Annotated in this window: 18 protein-coding genes and 1 pseudogene; 12 read left to right on the top strand and 7 right to left on the bottom strand. The window is 57.4% G+C overall.

The window, feature by feature from the left end:
* Positions 1 to 28: 28 nt before the first annotated feature.
* The 9 genes from MDG893_RS18920 to MDG893_RS18880 all read left to right on the top strand — a co-directional run bounded on the left by MDG893_RS18920 (position 29) and on the right by MDG893_RS18880 (position 9231).
* Positions 29 to 796: an SDR family NAD(P)-dependent oxidoreductase gene (locus tag MDG893_RS18920; protein ID WP_040474796.1), complete on the top strand. Its 768-nt coding sequence runs from the start codon at positions 29 to 31 to the stop codon at positions 794 to 796.
* Between the two features lie 169 nt (positions 797 to 965).
* Entirely contained in the window at positions 966 to 2030 is a 1065-nt protein-coding gene (locus MDG893_RS18915) for a phosphotransferase (RefSeq protein WP_007155446.1), read from the top strand.
* A gap of 14 nt (positions 2031 to 2044) precedes the next feature.
* Positions 2045 to 2824 carry a 5'/3'-nucleotidase SurE gene (surE, locus tag MDG893_RS18910; RefSeq protein ID WP_040474795.1) on the top strand — a complete coding sequence of 260 codons (780 nt, stop codon included), beginning with the start codon at positions 2045 to 2047 and terminating at the stop codon, positions 2822 to 2824.
* A 21-nt stretch (positions 2825 to 2845) separates the two neighbouring features.
* Positions 2846 to 4513: a long-chain fatty acid--CoA ligase gene (locus MDG893_RS18905; protein WP_040474792.1), complete on the top strand. Its 1668-nt coding sequence runs from the start codon at positions 2846 to 2848 to the stop codon at positions 4511 to 4513.
* Between the two features lie 161 nt (positions 4514 to 4674).
* A complete protein-coding gene (locus tag MDG893_RS18900) occupies positions 4675 to 5538 on the top strand; it encodes a branched-chain amino acid ABC transporter permease (protein ID WP_007155443.1) in 864 nt (287 codons plus the stop codon).
* Positions 5539 to 5540: 2 nt separating this feature from the next.
* Positions 5541 to 6572: a branched-chain amino acid ABC transporter permease gene (locus tag MDG893_RS18895; protein WP_007155442.1), complete on the top strand. Its 1032-nt coding sequence runs from the start codon at positions 5541 to 5543 to the stop codon at positions 6570 to 6572.
* Positions 6565 to 7335 carry an ABC transporter ATP-binding protein gene (locus MDG893_RS18890; protein ID WP_007155441.1) on the top strand — a complete coding sequence of 257 codons (771 nt, stop codon included), beginning with the start codon at positions 6565 to 6567 and terminating at the stop codon, positions 7333 to 7335. The genes MDG893_RS18895 and MDG893_RS18890 overlap by 8 nt, the downstream gene beginning before the upstream one ends.
* Positions 7322 to 8029 (top strand): ABC transporter ATP-binding protein, encoded by a 708-nt coding sequence (locus MDG893_RS18885; protein ID WP_007155440.1) that lies wholly within the window; start codon positions 7322 to 7324, stop codon positions 8027 to 8029. Before MDG893_RS18890 ends, MDG893_RS18885 begins: the two co-directional genes overlap by 14 nt.
* A gap of 53 nt (positions 8030 to 8082) precedes the next feature.
* A complete protein-coding gene (locus MDG893_RS18880) occupies positions 8083 to 9231 on the top strand; it encodes an ABC transporter substrate-binding protein (protein WP_007155439.1) in 1149 nt (382 codons plus the stop codon).
* Positions 9232 to 9310: 79 nt separating this feature from the next.
* Here the strand turns inward: MDG893_RS18880 and MDG893_RS18875 are convergent, their stop codons facing one another.
* The 4 genes from MDG893_RS18875 to MDG893_RS18860 are packed head-to-tail and all read right to left on the bottom strand — an operon-like array spanning position 9311 to position 12749.
* A complete protein-coding gene (locus tag MDG893_RS18875; RefSeq protein WP_279625885.1) occupies positions 9311 to 9616 on the bottom strand; it encodes a MaoC/PaaZ C-terminal domain-containing protein in 306 nt (101 codons plus the stop codon).
* A 4-nt stretch (positions 9617 to 9620) separates the two neighbouring features.
* Positions 9621 to 10382 (bottom strand): class II aldolase/adducin family protein, encoded by a 762-nt coding sequence (locus tag MDG893_RS18870; protein WP_007155437.1) that lies wholly within the window; start codon positions 10380 to 10382, stop codon positions 9621 to 9623.
* Positions 10383 to 10399: 17 nt separating this feature from the next.
* Entirely contained in the window at positions 10400 to 11542 is a 1143-nt protein-coding gene (locus MDG893_RS18865) for an acyl-CoA dehydrogenase family protein (RefSeq protein WP_007155436.1), read from the bottom strand.
* 10 nt (positions 11543 to 11552) lie between these two features.
* Positions 11553 to 12749, bottom strand: coding sequence for an acyl-CoA dehydrogenase family protein (locus tag MDG893_RS18860; RefSeq protein ID WP_007155435.1), 1197 nt, complete (start codon positions 12747 to 12749; stop codon positions 11553 to 11555).
* 331 nt (positions 12750 to 13080) lie between these two features.
* Between MDG893_RS18860 and MDG893_RS18855 the strand changes: the two genes are divergently transcribed.
* Positions 13081 to 14403 carry a DcaP family trimeric outer membrane transporter gene (locus MDG893_RS18855; RefSeq protein WP_244264459.1) on the top strand — a complete coding sequence of 441 codons (1323 nt, stop codon included), beginning with the start codon at positions 13081 to 13083 and terminating at the stop codon, positions 14401 to 14403.
* A 139-nt stretch (positions 14404 to 14542) separates the two neighbouring features.
* On the opposite strand, the gene MDG893_RS18850 is transcribed toward MDG893_RS18855, so the two are convergent.
* Positions 14543 to 15712: an acyl-CoA dehydrogenase gene (locus tag MDG893_RS18850; RefSeq protein ID WP_007155433.1), complete on the bottom strand. Its 1170-nt coding sequence runs from the start codon at positions 15710 to 15712 to the stop codon at positions 14543 to 14545.
* 317 nt (positions 15713 to 16029) lie between these two features.
* Between MDG893_RS18850 and MDG893_RS18845 the strand changes: the two genes are divergently transcribed.
* Positions 16030 to 17382, top strand: a complete 1353-nt coding sequence (locus tag MDG893_RS18845) for a hypothetical protein (RefSeq protein ID WP_007155432.1) — start codon at positions 16030 to 16032, stop codon at positions 17380 to 17382.
* 20 nt (positions 17383 to 17402) lie between these two features.
* Here MDG893_RS18845 and MDG893_RS18840 read toward each other — a convergent pair whose 3' ends face one another.
* Positions 17403 to 18332 (bottom strand): 2-hydroxyacid dehydrogenase, encoded by a 930-nt coding sequence (locus tag MDG893_RS18840; RefSeq protein WP_007155431.1) that lies wholly within the window; start codon positions 18330 to 18332, stop codon positions 17403 to 17405.
* A gap of 284 nt (positions 18333 to 18616) precedes the next feature.
* On the opposite strand from MDG893_RS18840, the gene MDG893_RS18835 reads away from it, so the two are divergent.
* Positions 18617 to 19441 carry an IclR family transcriptional regulator gene (locus tag MDG893_RS18835; RefSeq protein ID WP_007155430.1) on the top strand — a complete coding sequence of 275 codons (825 nt, stop codon included), beginning with the start codon at positions 18617 to 18619 and terminating at the stop codon, positions 19439 to 19441.
* A gap of 36 nt (positions 19442 to 19477) precedes the next feature.
* On the opposite strand, the pseudogene MDG893_RS18830 reads toward MDG893_RS18835, so the two are convergent.
* A pseudogene (locus MDG893_RS18830) lies at positions 19478 to 19795 on the bottom strand (alcohol dehydrogenase catalytic domain-containing protein); the annotation flags it as partial.
* Between the last annotated feature and the right edge of the window lie 33 nt (positions 19796 to 19828).

Genomic DNA, 19828 nt, shown 5'->3' with positions numbered 1-19828 from the left:
CTATGCTTCAGTGTATGAGGATCGAATGATGGTAAATTCGCTTTTTGATATGACCGGAAAAGTCGCCCTGATCACCGGCTCCACCAAAGGCATCGGCCGCGCCATCGCCGAAGAAATGGCCCGTCTGGGTGCCAAGGTCGTGATCTCCAGCCGCAAGGCCGATGCCTGTGAGCAGGTCGCCAACGAGTTGAAAGAACAGGGCTACGAAGCCATCGCCATTCCCTGCCATGTAGGTAAGAAGGAAGACCTGCAGAACCTGGTGGATAAAACCAACGAAGCCTGGGGTTCCATCGACGTGCTGGTGTGCAACGCCGCCACCAACCCGGTCTACGGCACCACCGCCGAGATGACCGACGACGCCTGGGACAAGATCATGGACACCAACGTCAAAGGTACCTTCTGGCTTACCAACATGGTGCTGCCGCAGATGGCCGAGAAAGGTGAAGGTGCGGTTGTTCTTCTGTCCAGCATCGCCGGAATCCGCGGCAATACAACCATCGGTACTTACGGTGTTTCCAAGGCAGCGGAAGCGGCGCTGGCCCGGAATCTGGCAGTGGAGTGGGGGCCAAAGGGTATTCGAGTGAACAGCATCGCACCCGGTCTGATCAAAACCGACTTTGCCAAAGCCCTGTGGGAAGACCCGGTCCGCGTCAAACGCGCCGAAGACAAAACCCCACTACGCAGAATCGGTGATCCGGTCGACATCGCCGGCCTGGCCGTTTTCCTGTCAACAAAGGCCAGCGCCTATGTCACCGGCCAGGTCATCGTCGCCGACGGCGGCGAAACCATCTGTTAAGAAGCCATCACCAAAAGCATGTCAAGGCAGGTGGGTGGGGGTGTCTTTGTGCAGGGAAAAAGATGTCTGAGCGCCGCGAGTTCTTTTTCCCGGAAGAAAGACACCTCCACCCGCCGGCCGCTGCCCCCAATGCCGGGCAACCATGTAACAAAGGAAGGCAACAGCAAAGATGACCATGAACCCAGACCTGGTAGACGTTTTGCCAGCCCACCAATTCGATGAATCGCAACTCCTCGCCTGGCTTCAGAAAGCCATTGATGGCTTTGGTGACAGGTTGGACGTGAAACAATTTCAAGGTGGGCAGTCCAACCCTACTTTTTTGCTGGACACCGATAGCGGCCAATACGTACTGCGCAAAAAGCCGCCCGGGAAAACACTGCCCTCCGCCCACATGGTGGAACGGGAATACAAAGTCATGCGCGCTTTGTCTGAGTACACCAATGTGCCAGTACCGACCACCCGCACCCTGTGTGAAGACAACAGCATCATCGGCACCCCGTTCTACGTCATGGATTATCTGGAAGGCCGCATCGTCAATCATCCGGCACTGCGGGCGCTGGATCGTCAGGAGCGAATGTCGGCTCATCGGTCGGCTATCGACACCCTGGCAGCACTGCACTCGGTGGATGTTAACCAAATCGGCCTTGGAGATTATGGCCGTCCGGAAGGCTATGTGGCGCGGCAGGTAGCCCGTTGGACCAAGCAGTACCTGGCGTCGAAAACGGACGAGCAGCCGGCCATGGATAAGCTCATGGACTGGCTGCCGAAGAATCTGCCATCCACCGATGAGTGCGCTATTGCCCATGGTGACTACCGTTTTGGCAACCTGATGCTGGCACCGGACAAACCGGAAGTGATCGCCATTCTGGACTGGGAGCTGTCCACCCTGGGACATCCGCTGGCGGATCTGGCCTATTACTGCCTGCCGTACCACCTACCTTCTGACATGGAAGGTTCCCGTGGTCTGTTGGGGGAAGATCTGGAAGCCCTGGGCGTTCCCACTGAGAAGGAAACCATTGCCCGTTACTGCCAACAGACCGGGCGCGATGGCATTGCCGACTGGCATGTGTTCCTGGCGTTCTCCCTGTTCCGTCTGGCGGCGATTGTTCAGGGGGTCTATGCCCGCGCGTTGCAGGGTAATGCCGCCAATGCCGATGCCCTGCAGGTTGGCAAACGTGCAAGCCAGCTGGCGGAAGCGGGCTGGAAAATAGCCAGTGAAGGAGACCGGTCATGAGCGAGCCTGCAGCAATCACGGAACCGATGGTCCGTCGCATCCTGATTACCAACGATGACGGCATTAACGCACCGGGACTGGCTATTCTCGAACGGATTGCCCGCAACCTGGCGGAAGAAGTCTGGGTGGTGGCGCCGGAGCATGATCGCAGTGGCGCCGGGCAGAGCATCTCCATTCACGATCCGCTTCGGGTGTATGAAAACGGTGAGAAACGCTACGCCGTGTCCGGTACGCCCGCAGACTGCGTGTTGTACTCGCTGGCCCACTGGTTTGCCGAAAACCCGCCGGATCTGGTGCTGTCCGGTGTGAACTGCGGCGCCAATATCAGTGATTCGGTGCAGTATTCCGGAACCGTGGGTGCGGTGCTCAGCGCCGAGCATATGGGCATACCCGCCATTGCGCTGAGCCAGGCCTTCCTGAGCCGGGAAGGCGTTGACTGGTCGCCGGTGTCGGTGTTCGGGGAGCAGGTAATCCGCAAGCTCTGGCAACCGGGCGAAAACCGGGCCTGGAATGTGAACTTTCCGGCCTGCGACGCCGGTGTGATCCGGCAGGCGCAATGGTGCAACCAATCCACCGGCTCCATTCAGCAGCCCCGCCTGCTGGCAGGTCAGGACGCCCGCAGCCTGCCTTACTGGTGGCTGGGGTTCGATCGCAGTTCCCGGCACATTACCGCACCGGATGAAGACGTCACCGTGCTGCGGGAAAAAGCCATTGCGATAACGCCATTGCGTCACCGGGAAGCCCTGCCCGGGGGTACTGGAACATTCGATCTGGCCGCCGCTGCGGCTCACTGAATTGACTGAGGGATGACAACAATGACATTTACCCGCCACCACAGCGTCTGGCCAAAAGAGTTACCAAAGAGCATGACGCTGCCTGACACCAGCGTTTTCACCAACCTGCAAATATCTGCCCTGCGGTATCCGGACCATACAGCGACCATCTACTACGATGCGCCCATGAGCTACAGGCAGCTGCTGACGGAAGTGGAAGCGATGGCCGGCTATCTTCAGGCTCAAGGAGTGAAGAAAGGTGACCGTGTTCTGCTCTACATGCAGAACTCCCCCCAGTATGCCATTGCCTACTACGCCATACTGCGAGCCGACGCCGTGGTGATTCCGGTGAACCCGATGAACCGGGCTGCTGAGCTGGAACACTACATTGCCGATACCGGTTCAAGGGTGTGCCTAGCCGGTCAGGAACTGGCCGGTTTTATCCTGCCGATGCTGGACAGCACGGATCTTGAGCGGGTGGTGGTGACGTCCTATAACACCTACATCGATAAGGAGACCGACCTGGATTTGCCGGCAGAGGTGGCCGCACCGGCCTGGTCCAAAGACGTACCCGGCGTGGTGAGCTGGGAACAGGCGCTGGCCGGTAATCACAAGCCGGCAGAGCACACCGCAGGCCCGGACGACCTGGCGGTGATTCCCTACAGTTCCGGGACCACCGGCGCGCCCAAGGGATGCATGCATACGCACCGCAGTGTCATGGCCACAGCGGTTCACCGGGCGTTCTGGAATCTGAGCACCGCCAACACTGTCCAGTTGGCGACGTTGCCGTTCTTCCACGTGACCGGTATGACCGGCTCCATGAACAGCCCCATCTACAGTGGTTCAACTACCATCATTATGACGCGCTGGGATCGCACAACCGCCGCCCGGCTGATAGAACGTTACCGGGTCACCGGCTGGACCAACATTGTCACCATGGCGGTGGATTTTCTGTCGAATCCGGACATCGGCCAATACGATCTTTCCAGCCTCAACACCATTGGTGGTGGTGGAGCGGCGATGCCGGAAGCGGTGGCTGCCAAGCTTAAAGCCATGACCGGCCTGGATTACATCGAGGGTTATGGCCTGTCGGAAACCATGGCCGCCACCCACATCAACCCGTCGGATCACCCCAAACCCCAGTGCCTGGGTATTCCTGTGTTCGATGTGGATAGCCGCATCATTGACGTTGAGACCCTGGAAGAGAAAGGCCCGGGCGAGGTGGGGGAGATTGTTTCCAATGGTCCTCAGGTAACCCAGGGGTACTGGCATCGCCCGGCTGAAACCGAGGCGGCGTTCGTGGACATCGACGGCAAACGCTTTTTCCGCACCGGTGACCTCGCTTATTACGACGAAGAGGGCTATTTCTTCATGGTGGACCGGGTCAAACGGATGATCAACGCATCCGGCTTCAAGGTATGGCCCTCGGAAGTGGAAGGCTTGATGTACCGGCACCCGGCCATTCACGAAGTGTGTGTCATTTCATCGCCCCACCCCAAACGCGGTGAGACTGTGAAAGCCTGCATCGTACTGACGCCGGATGCGGAGAGCAGTGCTACCGAAGCGGAGATCGTCAGTTGGTGTAAGGAGCAGATGGCGGCTTACAAGGTGCCTGAAATCATTGAATTCGTGGATGAGTTGCCGAAATCACCCACGGGCAAGTTGATGTGGCGGGCGTTGCAGGAAGAAGAGTGGAAGGCCAAAGCCTAGACGTTAATTAACGCTAAAGATTCCGCACTGCGGAATGGTGTTCTAAATATTGACATACGAGACGTTCAGTGCAATTGTTTCATTAAGCTGATAGATGGGTCGCAAGGCCCTGCCCAATGCCGCATAACTCGCAACAACAACAAAACAGCGGAGGAGCACACTTGAGCCTTTTTCTACAACAAATCATCAACGGGTTAACCCTGGGGAGTATCTACGGTCTCGTAGCCCTGGGCCTGACTCTGGTCTACGGGATACTTCATATCCCCAATTTCGCCCATGGCGCGCTCTATATGGTCGGGGCCTTCATGTCCTACTTTTTCATGGTGGACCTGGGCGCGCACTACTGGATTGCCATGGCCGGTTCGGCCGCGGTGGTCGCGGTTCTGGCGATATTGTGTGAGCGTCTGGTGTTCCACCCCTTGAGGCACTCGCCACCGATCCACGACAAGATTGCCGCCATCGGCATTCTGCTGTTTCTGGAAGCGGTGGTGCAGATGTTCTGGGGATCGGACTTCCGCCGTATGTCGTCGCCGTTTACCGGCATCATGAATTTTGACGGACTAATTATTCCTGAGCAGCGCCTGCTGATCATTGCCGGGGCGTTCGTGTTGGTTGTGGCCCTGCAGCTCTTCCTGCGCAAGACCATGACGGGGGCGACCATTATTGCCATGGCGCAGAGCCGTGAAGGTGCCTTCCTGGTGGGCATTGATGCCAATCGCGTGGCGATGATGACGTTTGCGATCTCGGGCATGCTGGCCGCGTTTGCCGCCACCCTCTATGCGCCCATCAATCTGGTGTACCCCGCCATGGGGCATCTGGTCATTATGAAGGCCTTCGTCATCATCATCCTCGGTGGCATGGGCAGCGTGCCCGGCGCCATTGCCGGTGGCATGATTATCGGTTTCGCCGAAGCCCTCGGAGGCTTTTACATCTCGACGTCCTATAAGGACATCATTGCCTTTGGATTGCTGGTGCTGATTCTGTCGGTCCGTCCACAGGGCCTGTTTGCGAAGGGGGCGCACTGATCATGTTCAAAGTCGCTTCCCTGCTGATGACGCCAGCCGCCAAGTACCTGATGCTGGCCTTCGCCATACTGTTCCCGCTGGTCGCCGCGAACGAGTACCAGGTGTACGTAATGGCTACCGCGTTTGTCTGGGCGATCGCGGTCTACGGGCTGAACATCATTACCGGTTTTTGCGGCCAGTTGAACCTGGCCCACGGCGGTTTTTTTGCCATCGGTGCCTATACCCTTGGCCTGCTGACTGCTGATTACGGTTGGAGTTTCTGGCCGGCCTTCCTGGGTGCGCTGGTGATGACGGCGGTGCTCGGGTTTCTCGTGGGCATCGTCTCGCTGCGCCTGAAAGAGCATTACTTTGCGATATTCACCCTGTGTGTGGGCTTTATCATCTACCTGCTGATCGACAAGTGGGAAGAGCTGACCCACGGCGCCATCGGTGTTCGTGACATCGCCGCCCCCTATGGCTTTGGGCTGGTGGACTTTACAGACACCACCCCGTTCTACTACCTGGTGCTGGCCTTCCTGGTGTTCGCAATCTGGTTCATGGGGCGTTTGTCCAAGTCCCTGCTAGGTCGTACCTTTATCGCCATCCGCAACGGTGACGAATTGGCCCAGTCCCTCGGTATCAACCTGATGCGCAACAAGGTCCTGGCCTTTGTGCTGTCCACGACCTATGCCGGCCTGGCCGGTGCCCTGTATGCAGGCATGGTCCGTTTCATCGGCCCGGAAGAGGCCAATATCAATCACACTTTCGACATGATTACCTATCTGCTGGTGGGCGGTATCGGCACCATTATGGGGCCGCTGCTGGGCACCGTGGGCATTGTGTGGATTACCCAGTCACTGCAGTTCCTGGAAGAGTACCGAATGATCATTTTCGGGCCGCTGCTGGTGCTGTTGGTGATCTTCTTCCCCCGAGGCATTACCGGTTCCTTCCTGACCTGGATGCATCGCAAGTCCCAGGCACTGGCGCCTACGAAAAAGCGCCAGGAGAACAAGGTCAAAACCGCACAGAACCGGGAGGCAGAGAGCAATGCTTAAGGTAGAAAACGTCACCAAAATGTTTGGCGGTCTGGCGGCGGTGAGCGATGTGTCGGTGGAGTTCGAAGCCGGCAGGATCAACGCCATCATCGGCCCCAACGGTGCTGGCAAGAGCACCTTTTTCAACCTTATTTCAGGCCTGCACCAGCCCACCTCCGGCCGTATCCTGCTGGACGGCGTGGATGTTACCAGCCTGCCCAGTGACCAAGTGGCCAGGCTGGGTGTTGGTCGCACCTTCCAGACAACGAATCTGTTTGAGCAGGCCACCGTGCTGGACAACCTGATCGTGGGGCACCGGCTGCGGACGAAATCCGGGCTGTGGGATGTGCTGATTAACAGTAAACGCCTGCAGAGGGAAGAAAAGGCCGCGCGAGACAAGGCTATGGAGGCTCTGGAGTTTGTCGGCCTCACGAGCGTGGCCGGGCAGTTAATCACTGACATCACCCAGGAAGAACGCAAGCGGGTGGCCTTTGCCCTGGCACTGGCGACCGACCCCAAGATCGTCCTGCTGGATGAGCCGGCGGCCGGGGTCAATCCGGAAGAAACCGTCGGATTCGCCGCGCTGATGCGGAAAATGGTGGATGAAAAAGGACTCACCGTGTGCCTGATCGAGCACAAGATGGACATGATCATGAGCCTGGCAGACAAGATCATGGTGCTGGATCACGGTGAAAAGATTGCCGAGGGCACGCCGGAAGAAGTACGCAACAACCCGGTGGTGATCGAAGCCTATCTGGGAGGTGACGAAGATGCTGCAGCTTAACCATGTCGACGTCTGCTATGGCAGCTTCAAGGCACTGACCGATATTTCGATGACGGTGGATGCCGGGGAGCTGGTTGTTCTGCTAGGGGCCAATGGCGCCGGTAAAAGCAGCCTGTTCAATGCCATTAGTGGCCTGGTAAAGCCGACGGCCGGCGAGATCCAGTTCGAAGACAAACAGCTGAACGGTATGAAAGCCAGCGCGGTCGTCGCCAGCGGTGTCGTGCAGTGTGCAGAAGGCCGAAAACTGTTTCCGCAGATGAGCGTCATGCAGAACCTGATGATGGGGGCCTACGTGCACCGACGTGATCGGCAGGGCAACCGCAAGCGCCTGAACGAGGTGTTGGAGTTGTTCCCGATCCTCGCAGACAAGGCCGATGAGCCTGCCGGATCGCTGTCTGGAGGTCAGCAACAGATGGTGGCCATTGGCCGCGCCATGATGAGCCGCCCCCGCTTGTTGATGCTGGACGAGCCATCCCTTGGCCTGGCTCCCCTGGTGGTCAAGCAAGTGTTCGAAACCGTCAAACAAATCAACAGCCTGGGCACAACCGTGCTGTTGGCGGAGCAGAATGCGTTTGCGGCCCTGAAGATTGCCCACCGTGCTTATGTAATGGAGAACGGCCATCTGGTCATGGAAGGCGACCGGGAGACGATGCTGGGCAACGAACAGGTTCGCAAGGCGTATATCGGGGCCTGACCGGCCTACAACAACAATCAGAGTGACACGCACAACACAACCAGGAGACAACAATGAAAATAGTCAGAAAACTGGGTCAGGCTGTCGCGGCGGCAACCCTTGGGATGAGCCTGTCCGCCGGTGCAATGGCGGGCGAAGTCAACATCGGATTCACCGGCCCGCTGAGTGGCGGCGCTGCGTTGTACGGTGAAAACACGCTGTCCGGGCTGCGAATGGCGGTGGCGGAAATCAACGCGGCGGGCGGTTTTGACCTGAACGGCGAAAAGACCATGGTCAACCTGGTCTCCCTGGACGATCGTTACTCTCCGGCACAGGCGGCCACCAATGCCAAGCGACTGAAGCAGGAGTCCAATGTGTCGGCGGTGTTCGTGCCCCACTCCGGTGGCATTTTTGCCCTCCAGGACTTCAACGAGAAAGACAATTTTCTGGTGATGGCCTACTCCAGCGTGCCCAGCATCACCGAAAAGGGCAACAGCCTGACGTTGCGTATTCCTCCCACCTTTGATGGCTACGTACGAGCCTTTACCGATTATGCCCTTGAACACGAAGGCAAGAAACTGGGCATGGGCGGCGCAACCCACGAATACGCCAAAATCTGGGGCGCCATGATCAAGAAGGAGTGGGAGTCCAAAGGCGGAGAAGTGGTTTCTGACAACCCCATGGACTACAACAAATCGGCGGATTTCTTTACCGGCGTCAGCCGTATCATTTCAGAAAGCCCGGATGTAATGTTTGTGGGCGGTGCCTCTGAGCCGACCGGACTGGTGGTGCAACAGGCCCGCCAGATGGGCTTCCAGGGCGGCTTTATTGTGATGGATCAGGCCAAAATTGACGAAGTGGCCCAGGTAGCCGGTGGCCTGGACATGGTGGAAGGCGCCATTGGCGTGGTTCCACTGAGCGTCTACGACACCGCTGCGGCCAAAGATTTCATCGAGCGCTACAAGGCTGAGTACGACAAAATGCCTGGCTCCGAAGCCGCCTACAACTACCTGGCGCTGCACGCCCTGGTGGAAGCCATGGACGCCACCGAGTCCACCGACCCGAAAACCATTCGCGCTGCGATCGGCGATGCCCTGAAAAACATGGACACCCGCAAGAACCCGTACGAAGTCACCGAGGTGACCGAAAATGGCGGTTTCGTGACGGAGACGACTCTGGCAGTGGTGAAAGACGGCGAGATTGTTCGGGAAGAGATCAAGTGATGGGGGTATCAGCACCCACTTGAATGAGAAAAGGGGCCCTTGGGCCCCTTTTTTTGTGTTGCTTCGGGCGTCTGACCGCTCAGGCCACGTACATCACCAGGTTCTCTGCCACGCAGGCAGGCTTGTCCTCTCCACGAATTTCCACGGTGGTGCGGTAAATGGCCTGCGTGCGATGATCATCCACCCTGGACACATCCAGCAGTTCCATCTTGCTGCGGATATCCGCCCCGGATTTCACCGCAGCGGGAAAGCGCAGTTTGTTGATGCCGTAGTTAATACTGGCGCTCTTGCCCTGCACATCAATCACCTCCTGATTCAGCAGTGGAATCAGCGACACGGTTAGAAACCCATGGGCGACGGTGCTCTTCCATGGCGCACAGCACACAAAGCTAGACTGCGTACCCAGGACTCTTGCTGTCCAGAAGCCGAACCAAGGCGGGCCAGGTCAGAGCAGCCGCACTACCCAGCGACTGAGACTGGTCAGCGGTTGTCTGAATGGCCTGCTCTGACGGCATACAGGTTGGCCCACAACTCTGGGCCTTGACCTGGATCTCGCAGGCCTTCATCAGAAAATACAGATAGGTGAACGTCTCCGGCACGTCCTTGCCCGCCGTCAGCACCCCGTGATTGCGCAGCATCATCATCGACTTGTCACCCAGATCCCTGATCAGCCGCTCCCGCTCATTCAGGTTCAGCGCCACACCTTCATAATCGTGATAGCTCAGATGACTCAGGCACAGCATCGCCGTCTGGCTCAGGGGCAACAGACCATCCCGATGGGCGGACACAGCCACACCATCCGGCGCGTGCAGGTGCATCACCGCTCCGGCATCCTCGCGGCCCATGTGAACGGCACTGTGAATGGTGAATCCGGCCGGATTTACACGGGAGAGACCGCCAGACTCCACCACCTGGCCGTCCTTATCCACCTTCACCAGTGACGACGCGGTGATTTCATGAAACAGAAGCCCATAGGGGTTGATCAGGAAATGATGATCCGGCCCCGGCACCCGCGCAGAAAGGTGGGTGAACACCAGATCGTCCCAGCCAAACAGCGCCACCAGGCGATAGGCGGCGGCCAGCTCGGTACGGACCTTCCATTCGGCCTTTCTCAGATCCCGCTGTGATGACTGATCGTCAATTGTCGTCATGATGAGAGCCTCCGTTGTCAGCCTGCCTGCAACAAAGTGGCGTATTGCTCCAGATGGAAATCGTCATCCCCCAACTGATGATTGATGGCGATCAGCCGCTTCGCGTAGTGGGCAAAGTTGTACTCCCAGGTCATGCCGATACCACCGTGGGACTGAATGCCGGCCTCGGAGATAAACTGACCCGCACGGCCGATTACGTTCTTGGCGGCGGCCAGCACGCGGCGACGCTCGTCACTGGGTTCGCTGTCGGCAACGCTGGCGGCAAGAATCGCCATGGAACGAGCCTGCTCCAGTTCCGACATCATATCCACCATACGGTGCTGCAGCACCTGGAACCGGCCAATGGGAACGCCAAACTGCTTGCGCTGTTTGAGATAATCCAGGGTCAGCTCATTGGCCATTTCCATGACACCCACAGCCTCGGCGCAGATGGCGGCGATGGCGCGACCGGCCTGATACTCGATCACCCCGGCAGCCTTGCCTTCTTCTCCCAGCAACGCGTCGGCACCGACCTGGACGTTACTCAGGGTAATGTCACAGCCGCGGGAGCCGTCGATGGTGGGATAAGCGCGGCGCTCAACGCCAGCGGTGTCCGGGCTCAGGGCAAACAGGCTGATGCCGTCGGCATCCCGGGCGTCGCCTGAGGTGCGTGCGGACACCACGATCAGGTCGGCACAGTGGCCGCTGATCACCACGGCCTTGCGGCCGTTCAGAACATAGCCCTCGCCGTTTTTCTCGGCGCGGGTTTCCACGTCATTCAGGTCATAGAAGCTCTGGGGCTCCTGCAGGCCGACGGCAGCTTTCAGTTCGCCGCTGGCGATGCCGGCCAGCCAGGTGTCTTTCTGGCTGTCGCTGCCCGCTTGTCCAATCAGGCCGCCGCCCAGGATAATGGACTGCACATAAGGCTCCAGGCATAGCCCACGGCCCAGCTCAGTCATAACGGACTGAACTTCCACACCGCTGCCGCCAAAGCCACCGAGTTCTTCGGAGAAAGGTACGGCGGTCAGGCCCAGCTCGCTGAGTTGCTGCCAGAAATCGGCGCTGAAGCCGAGCTCTGTCTCACTGAACGCCAGGCGCTTTTCAAAACTGTACTCACCGCGTACCAGCCGCTCCACGGTGTCCTGCAGCATCTGCTGCTCTTCATTAAGTCGGAAATCCATGGTCGTCTCCTTAAAGCCCGAGAATCATTTTCGACACGATGTTCTTCTGGATCTCGTTGGATCCGCCGAAAATCGACAGCTTGCGGTTGTTGAAATACTGGGCCGACAGGGGAGCGGCATCTTTATCCGACAGGAAGTCGCCCTCGTAACCCATATCCATCTCTTCTTCCAGGAAAGGCAGGGCATAGGGCCCGATCGCGCGGCGGGCGAGATCATTGATGGCCTGACGGATTTCGGTGCCTTTCACTTTCAGCATGGAGCTCTCCGCGCCCGGCACGCCGCCCCCTTCAACAGAAGCAATAATCCGCAGGTTGCTGATGGTGGCTGCCGTGAGGTCGATTTCCACTTTGGCGATGCGCTGGCTGAATGAAGGGTCCTCAAGCAGCGGTCGACCGTTCTTCAGGCGGCGTGATGCCAGGTTCTTCAGGTGCGACAGCGCTGCCTTGGACATACCGATACCGGCCAGGCCGGTGCGCTCGTAGGTCAGAAGATACTTGGCGTAGGTCCAGCCTTTATCCTCTTCGCCCACCAGGTTCTCCACCGGCACCTTCACGTCCTCGAAAAACACTTCGTTGACTTCATGCTCACCATCCAGGGTGATGATGGGGCGCACGGTAATGCCGGGGGTGTTCATGTCGATCAGCAGGAACGAAATGCCTTCCTGGTTCTTGACCTCGGTGTTGGTACGCACCAGGCAGAAGATCATGTTGGCGTGCTGGCCCAGGGTGGTCCAGGTTTTCTGGCCGTTAACGATGTAGTGGTCGCCATCACGCACAGCGCGGGTTTTAAGGGACGCCAGGTCAGAGCCCGCGCCGGGTTCGGAGTACCCCTGGCACCACCAGTCCTCGCCGCTGAGGATGCGCGGAAGGTAGGTCTGCTTCTGTTCTTCGCTGCCGAACCTGATGATCACCGGCGCCACCATATTCACTCCGAACGGGATGGAGCGGGGAACGCCGTAACGGCAGGATTCTTCGTCCCAGATGTGCTTTTGCACGGGCGTCCACTCTACACCGCCGTACTCTTCCGGCCAGTGGGTAGCGTACCAGCCCTGCTCGCAAAGGATTTTCTGCCAGCGCTGATGATCCTCTTTGGACAGGCGGCGGAATCCTTTCACTTTGGCGGCGATGTCGGCCGGCAGCTTTTCATCCAGGAACGCACGCACTTCGTCACGGAAGGCGAGTTCCTCGGCGGTGTAGTTCATGTTCATCGAATTAACCTCGTAAATGCATTACAGCGAAAATATATACCGCATAGCAGAATTACTCAATGATCTTTCATGGGTTGCTCGTCTGTCAATGCTAATGAAACAACAAAACACAGAGTAATTACCTATTTCATTAAAATTTGGTTTCACTCACTTGTTGATAATAAAAGTATTGTCTATATTCAAAAACACGGAAGCTGGTACTGCTATGCGAAATTTAACAATCACAAAATACCGCACAGTGAAACAGCGTGATTGATTTGGTGTGTCCCAGTGCCGGCACCGGAACGTCCAATAACAACGACATGAAATCAACTCCGTTAAGAGGTTTGAGATGACAACAACAATACCTTCACAAGTGCGTCCCTTGCTCCGAGCCGTGGTTATTGCCGGGCTGCCGCTGATGGCCATCGGTTCTGGCTCCGCGCTGGCGCAAAGCACTGAGCTGGACGAACTGCGAGAGCGGGTCCAACAGCTGGAAAACAAACTGGAAGGCGCCGTGTCTACCGCGCCTGAATTGACAGAAGACAACCCTTATTTGCTGCGAGACGGCGACGGGATCAAGATTGGAAGCACAACGATTTCATTTGGTGGTTTTATCAAGGCCGACGCTATTTTTGGTTCCCACGGTAATGGCAGCCTGAACAGCTACAGCATTGGTTTGCCGAGAACCTTCGCGAGTGCCGCGGCTTCGGATGAAAGCGATTGGAAGACCGGTTTCTCGGCCCGGGAGTCACGCATCAGTATCGGCACCAAAACCGAGGATGTCGTCGGTCACACGCTGACCACCTACCTGGAGATGGACTTTAACCAGGACCTTAACGACGGCATGAACGAAACTGGTAACGAGATCGTGTCCAACAGTTATTCCCCCCGTTTGCGCCAGGCCTACGGTTCCTGGAACGGCTGGGATTTTGGCCAGACCTACACCACGTTCACCGATCTGGCGGCCATGCCGGAAATCCTTGATCAGGGCAAGCAAGCGGCTTTTATCTACGCAACCCAGCCCATGATTCGCTACAACATGGCTGCGCCAGGCGGAAAGCTGATGGTTTCCCTGGAGAATCCCGAAGACGGTTACTACGGCAATTCCTACGACGATCAGTCCTACCCGGATCTCGCAATGCGGTACCAGATCCGGGGTCACTACGGGTTTTACTCCATTGCCGGTTTGCTGCGGAATTTTGAAGACAACGCAGCGGATGAAACCATAACTGACGGAGCCGTGTCTTTGAGCGCCCGCATTCCGACGGTTGGTCGTGATGATCTGCGCCTGCAGTACAGCTATGGAGCACTTGGCCGGTACATGGGCCTGCTGACCTACCCGGATGTGGATCTGGCAGCCCTTGCCCAGGGCGATGTCGAGCCTCTCAAGACCTACGGTGCCACGGCGGCCTATCGCCATTTCTGGTCGCCGGCATGGCGCAGCACTCTGACGGTCTCGCACACGGAAATTGTTGATGACCTGGTGGCGCCGCCTGCCGGCACGTTGAGTTATTTCGACTCATCGACCTCGGTTCACGCCAACATTCTGTGGTCTGCTCACCGGAATCTGACGTTGGGCCTGGAATACGCCTATTGGGATTTCGGCGAAATTGCCACCAGTAGCAGCATGCAGTACGAGCAGGTCATGGCCTCTGCGAAGCTGAGTTTCTGATCGATAAACGTCTGACATAAAACATTCTCAGGTGCTTCTATGCATCCTTGCCTCGGAGTGTTCCCCCGCTCCGGGGCTTTTTTGTGGGCATAAAAAAAGCAGAGCCGGAGCTCTGCTTCTGGAGCGATGGGCTGCGGGATCAGCTGAAAGCCTGTATCCCGGTCTGTCCTCGGCCTAGGATCAGGGCGTGGACATCGTGAGTACCTTCATAGGTATTCACCGCTTCCAGGTTCATCACGTGGCGGATGACATGATATTCGTCGGCGATACCATTGCCGCCGTGCATGTCACGGGCCACCCGTGCGATATCCAGAGCCTTGCCACAGTTGTTGCGCTTGAGCATGGAGATAGCGTCTGTCGAATAGTTGCCGGCGTCTATCATGCGGCCGAGTTGCAAGGCGCCCTGAAGGCCCAGGGTGATTTCGGTCTGCATATCCGCCAGCTTCTTCTGGATCAACTGGTTGGCTGCCAGCGGCTTACCAAACTGCTTGCGCTCAAGCGTGTAATTAAGGGCTGCGTGCCAGCAGAACTCAGCAGCGCCCAAGGAACCCCAGCTGATGCCGAAGCGAGCCTTGTTCAGGCAACTGAAAGGACCTTTCAGGCCTTCCACGTCGAGCTTGTTCTCGTCCGGGACAAAGACTTCGTCCATAAAGATGGACCCGGTCTCGGAAGCCCGCAGGGAAAACTTACCCTCAATCTTCGGCGTGTCCAGGCCCTTGGCGCCTTCGCGTTCGATCACGAAACCGGTGATTTTGCCCTCGAGCTTGGCCCAGACCACGCAAACATCGGCAATGGGCGAGTTGGTGATCCAGGTCTTTGAGCCACTGACCAGATAGCCGCCGTCGACTTTCTTGGCGCGGGTTTCCATGTTGCCCGGGTCAGACCCGTGGTTGGGCTCGGTCAGACCAAAACAGCCCACCTTTTCGCCGGATGCCAGTTGGGGCAGGATGCGTTTTTTCAGGGCTTCCTGGCCAAAGGCGTGAATCGGGTGAATAACCAGTGACGACTGGACACTCAGGGCTGAACGATACGCGCTATCAACCCGCTCCACTTCGCGGGCAATCAGGCCGTAGCACACGTGGTTCAGGCCGGGGCCGCCGTATTCTTCTGGCAGGGTGGCACCGAGCATGCCCAGCTCGCCCATGTCGGTGAAAATGGAACGGTCGAACTTTTCATGCCGGTTCGCTTCGGTAATGCCGGGCATCAGGCGCTGATCGCAGAACGAACGGATACTGTCGCGCACCTGGCGCTCGGTTTCATCCAGTTGCTTATCGAACTGCAGCAGGTCATCCCAGGGGGTGGAAGCCATGGTGTCTCTCCTCAGAAAATTAGTGGTTCACTCGTTCAATTACAGCAGCAGTGCCCTGGCCAGTGCGCCAGCGTGTCGACCGAAGGGTGTTCATAATCCGTCGTAGATGAACGCGCACCTGGCATCTCCCGTTTTCATCAGACATGGCTCCCATTGTGATCTTCCGTTTCTAAGGAGGGAAGGGGTGGGCTTGCCATGCCATTAATGTTGATATAGTTTCGTATAGCGGAACTAAGTTTTGTATATCGACTGTTGAAGACTAATCCGGGTCTGTTTGAAATGCAACCGATACCACCAACGAAGGGCAGTCATCTGCTATGAGCCGTGTTCTGGTTCCTGCTGCGGTTTTTCTGGAACTGTTGGCGCTGTGCCTTTCCAGCATAGCGCTCAGTGCCTTTGCGGGTGTGTTGTTTGTGTTTTACTTCGCGCTGGCGCTGAGGCGGCTGCAATCGTATTCACGTTACCTGTTCCTGATCTCGCTGGTTGTGATCGGTTATCTGGGGTTTATCCGGCAACTGGCAGCCGAGGATCTGGTTCGTGCCGCATCCAACGCTGCTTTTTATGCAGCGTTCCTGGGAAGCCTGGGGATGATGCAATGCCTGGTTCGCCGTTTCGAGGTACTACAGCGTATACACGACGTGCTGCTGGGTGGTCGCCCAGCGCTGCTGTATCCAAAATACGCCGTGGTGAGTTGCGGGGTTGCGTCGGTGCTGAGCTTCGGAGTGATGAACCTGCTTTGCGGCACGCTATCGGAAACCCTGCGGCAGCGGGGCATTACCGGGGCTTCGCGATTGCGCTGGTTGCGCAGTGTGCTGATCAGTACATTGCGGGGATTTGCGCTGGTGCCGCTGGTCGCGCCAACCAGTGTTGCAGTCGCCATTATTACCCGTGAAGTGCCCTCCCTGAGCTGGTCGGGCCTGCTGCCCTATGGCATTGGCAGCGCGGTATTGCTGATTCTGGTGGGATGGGGGCTGGAGCATAAACGTTTTCGTCGGGTCAGCGGTGAGCGTGAACCGCTGGAAGCCTGGCCGGCTGGAAGTGGGCGGCTGTTGCTGCTGGTATTGATCATCTTTGCGGCGATGGGCCTGCTGGTGCAGCTAACGGAACTGAAGGTGTCAGTGGCTGCCATGCTGACGGTGCCGGTGGTCACCCTTCTTTATATGTTCTGGCACGATCGCTCTCCAGCTAAGGCGGTACGGGAAGCCACTGACAATATGCTCGGCATGAGCAACGAAATGTCTATCTTCGCAGGTTCCGCGGGGTTGGGCGTGGCGTTGGTCGCGGTGATTCCGGCGGATGCCCTGGCAGGCATGGCGACGGGTGAGCTGGGCGTATTTTTACTGGCCGTGTGTGGGTTGTTAATGATGCCGATGCTCTCTGCCATCGGCATCATCCCGATTACGGTGCTGAGTGTTCAGGCCGGGTTGATGCCGCAATTGGTCGCCGAGGGTGTGAACCCCCTGCCGATTGCGGTCGCCCTGGTGATTGGTTTCTCCCTTGCCATGATGCTGTCGCCGTTCGGCCCGGCCGTTATGCTGCTGTCACGATTCGGGCAGGTATCACGCTGGGTGGTGGCGTTTGGTTGGAACGGCGCTTTTGTCCTGCTCTCCATTCCGTTGTTATTGCTGATGCTGTGGGGGATATTTGTGGTGGCGCCGGCCACGGGCTGACCGGCGCGAATGTCAGGACTTCAATAGCCGCGGCTGGGGTCCACGATGCCGGAAATCGGCTGACCATTATGGTGTGCCTGTATCTTACCGGTGATCTGCTCCAGAGTGGCGTCCCTCAGCGTGCGCGCCGAGATATGTGGCGTAATGGTGATCTCCGGTCGCTGCCAGAAGGGGTGATCCGCGGGCAGGGGTTCCTGGCGAAACACATCCAGGGACGCCCGGGCAACATGGCCGTCTTCGATGGCTTTGATCAGGTCCTCTTCCACCAGATGCTCTCCCCGGCCCACGTTGATCACCACAGCATTGGGCATGAGTTGGCTAAGATGTTGTTGGTTGAGGATGTCCCGGGTTTCGTCGGTCAGTGGCAGAGTGTTCACCAGAACGCGGGTTGATTGCAGGAAATCGGGCAGGTTTTCGGTACCGGAAAAGGTCGAGACGCCCTCCAGGTCGTGCTTGCTCCGGGCCCAGCCATTGACCCGGTAATCCAGTCCGGCGAGGGTACGTGCCACTCGCTTGCCGATATGGCCAAGGCCCATGACGCCTACTGGCCACTCACTGCGCTTGATCGGGCGATGAATTTTCCAGATGCCCTGGCGTTGCTGCTCGCGGTAGGTTTCCATGCCCCGGCTGGCTTCCAGTAGCTGGTGCAACACGTATTCCGCCATCTGCGCGGACATGCCGGCGTCTTCCAGGCGCACGATGGGCAGTTGGGGCGGCAGATTGGGTACGGCCAGCAACCCATCGATTCCCGCGCCCAGGTTAAACACGGCTTTGAGCTTTTTCTCGCGCTCAAACAGTTGTTCCGGTGGTTGCCAGACAATGGCGTAATCGGCATCCACCGCCGGGCCGTTGGCGTCCCATACATGAACCTCGGCTTCCGGAAGCAGCTCCTTTATGGGAACCGTCCAGCGCTCCGGTTTGGGGTCTCCTGCTACAAATAGAACTTTCATGTGCTCTCCGGGGTTGTCGACAGCTTTTAATTTGGCTGCTAGATTTCACAATGCAGAATAATATACCGCAATAAGCTCGTAAACCTGGGGTTACATGTCGCGATATTGGAAGAGAATTGAAACATAAAGGAAGAGTGTTTCATATTTGGCACGACTTTTGATAATGGTTTCTGGTACTTGATATCTGCAGCGATTAAAATACCGCATCTTTTCCTACTATCCGAACATAGCCCTGGTAGTCCGGGCACAGCGGATCAGGCGCAGCTGTTGGAGGACGCCCGTTTATGACAAAAGCACAAGCCACCCCGCCGGAACTCCTGGCAGCATCCGGTGATGGTGAACCGGTAAAGCCTGAGAAAGATCGCAAGTTTGTAGAGGCACTTTCCCGTGGCCTGGATGTGCTTCGCGCCTTTAGCCAGGGCTCGGTGATTCTGGGCAATCAGGACATCGCGCGCCTGACCGGGCTGCCGAAACCCACGGTTTCGCGCATGACCTACACCCTGACCAAGCTGGGTTACCTCAGTTACAACGCCCAGTTGGAAAAGTACCAGCTCAGCTCCGGTGTATTGGCACTTGGTTATGCCTACGTTTCCAACCTTAAAGTGCGCCAGCTGGCCAAGCCTTATATGGATGAGTTTGCCCGCCAGACCAACATGTCCGTGGGCCTGACTTGCCGCGATCGTCTGCACATGATCTACGTGGAAAATCGCCTGCCGCCGGAAGCATCGCTGCTGCGTATGGATATCGGCCTGAAACTGCCCATGGCCACCACATCGGCGGGGCGAGCTTATTATTGTGCGATTTCGGACAAAGGCCGCAAGGTAATCGCGGACGCTATGGAAGCTAAATATGGTGATTCCTGGCCGGAGAAGCAGGAGGGCCTTGAGCGCTCGATGGAGGACTACAAGAAGTATGGTTTCTGTCTGTCGCTCGGCGAGTGGGATCGCAACATCAACTCCGCGGGTGTGCCCATTCACCTGCAGGACGGCACCATTATGGCGCTGACTTGTGCGGCGCCTTCCTATCTGATTTCCGGGGAAAAGTTGCGGGAATCCATTGCTCACCAACTCGCGATGCTGGCCAGCGACATTGAATCTCTTGGTGTGTGATCTGATGGACTAACTGATAAGGCAGCAAGCGACGGATGAGCCTTGCAATCCTCGCACTCCGCCAGTCAGACCATAAACTGCATCGCCTACTGCAAAGTCGGTGACGCCGTCGCCGATAGCAACAATTTCTCCAGCCAAATCGGTGCCAAGTACTGCGGGTAATTCCGGCATGGCATAAGGAGCGATACCTCGGCGGATCTTGTAATCAATAGGATTGACGCCACTCGCAAATATTTTTACTTGCACCTGACCTGCTGATGGAGAAGGTAAGTTAATCAGGGCATCCCGGAATACTGTACCTTCTTCATAGCTATCTAATATCAAAGCACGCATTTGTCCGTTTAACGCAGTCATCAACAACCTCACAATCTGAATATTCAGCGGGTG

The sequence above is a fragment of the Marinobacter algicola DG893 genome (genome assembly GCF_000170835.1).
GTDB lineage: Bacteria > Pseudomonadota > Gammaproteobacteria > Pseudomonadales > Oleiphilaceae > Marinobacter > Marinobacter algicola.
Note: the sequence above shows the minus strand (reverse complement) of the source record. Positions and strands in the feature narration are given on the sequence as shown.

Excerpts from the sequence above, each read along its gene's own strand:
- MDG893_RS18920 (WP_040474796.1), top strand. The coding sequence starts at position 29 with ATGGTAAATTCGCTTTTTGATATGACCGGAAAAGTCGCCCTGATCACC.
- MDG893_RS18915 (WP_007155446.1), top strand. The coding sequence starts at position 966 with ATGACCATGAACCCAGACCTGGTAGACGTTTTGCCAGCCCACCAATTC.
- MDG893_RS18905 (WP_040474792.1), top strand. The coding sequence starts at position 2,846 with ATGACATTTACCCGCCACCACAGCGTCTGGCCAAAAGAGTTACCAAAG.
- MDG893_RS18895 (WP_007155442.1), top strand. The coding sequence starts at position 5,541 with ATGTTCAAAGTCGCTTCCCTGCTGATGACGCCAGCCGCCAAGTACCTG.
- MDG893_RS18890 (WP_007155441.1), top strand. The coding sequence starts at position 6,565 with ATGCTTAAGGTAGAAAACGTCACCAAAATGTTTGGCGGTCTGGCGGCG.
- MDG893_RS18885 (WP_007155440.1), top strand. The coding sequence starts at position 7,322 with ATGCTGCAGCTTAACCATGTCGACGTCTGCTATGGCAGCTTCAAGGCA.
- MDG893_RS18880 (WP_007155439.1), top strand. The coding sequence starts at position 8,083 with ATGAAAATAGTCAGAAAACTGGGTCAGGCTGTCGCGGCGGCAACCCTT.
- MDG893_RS18870 (WP_007155437.1), bottom strand. The coding sequence starts at position 10,382 with ATGACGACAATTGACGATCAGTCATCACAGCGGGATCTGAGAAAGGCC.
- MDG893_RS18865 (WP_007155436.1), bottom strand. The coding sequence starts at position 11,542 with ATGGATTTCCGACTTAATGAAGAGCAGCAGATGCTGCAGGACACCGTG.
- MDG893_RS18860 (WP_007155435.1), bottom strand. The coding sequence starts at position 12,749 with ATGAACATGAACTACACCGCCGAGGAACTCGCCTTCCGTGACGAAGTG.
- MDG893_RS18855 (WP_244264459.1), top strand. The coding sequence starts at position 13,081 with ATGACAACAACAATACCTTCACAAGTGCGTCCCTTGCTCCGAGCCGTG.
- MDG893_RS18850 (WP_007155433.1), bottom strand. The coding sequence starts at position 15,712 with ATGGCTTCCACCCCCTGGGATGACCTGCTGCAGTTCGATAAGCAACTG.
- MDG893_RS18845 (WP_007155432.1), top strand. The coding sequence starts at position 16,030 with ATGAGCCGTGTTCTGGTTCCTGCTGCGGTTTTTCTGGAACTGTTGGCG.
- MDG893_RS18840 (WP_007155431.1), bottom strand. The coding sequence starts at position 18,332 with ATGAAAGTTCTATTTGTAGCAGGAGACCCCAAACCGGAGCGCTGGACG.
- MDG893_RS18835 (WP_007155430.1), top strand. The coding sequence starts at position 18,617 with ATGACAAAAGCACAAGCCACCCCGCCGGAACTCCTGGCAGCATCCGGT.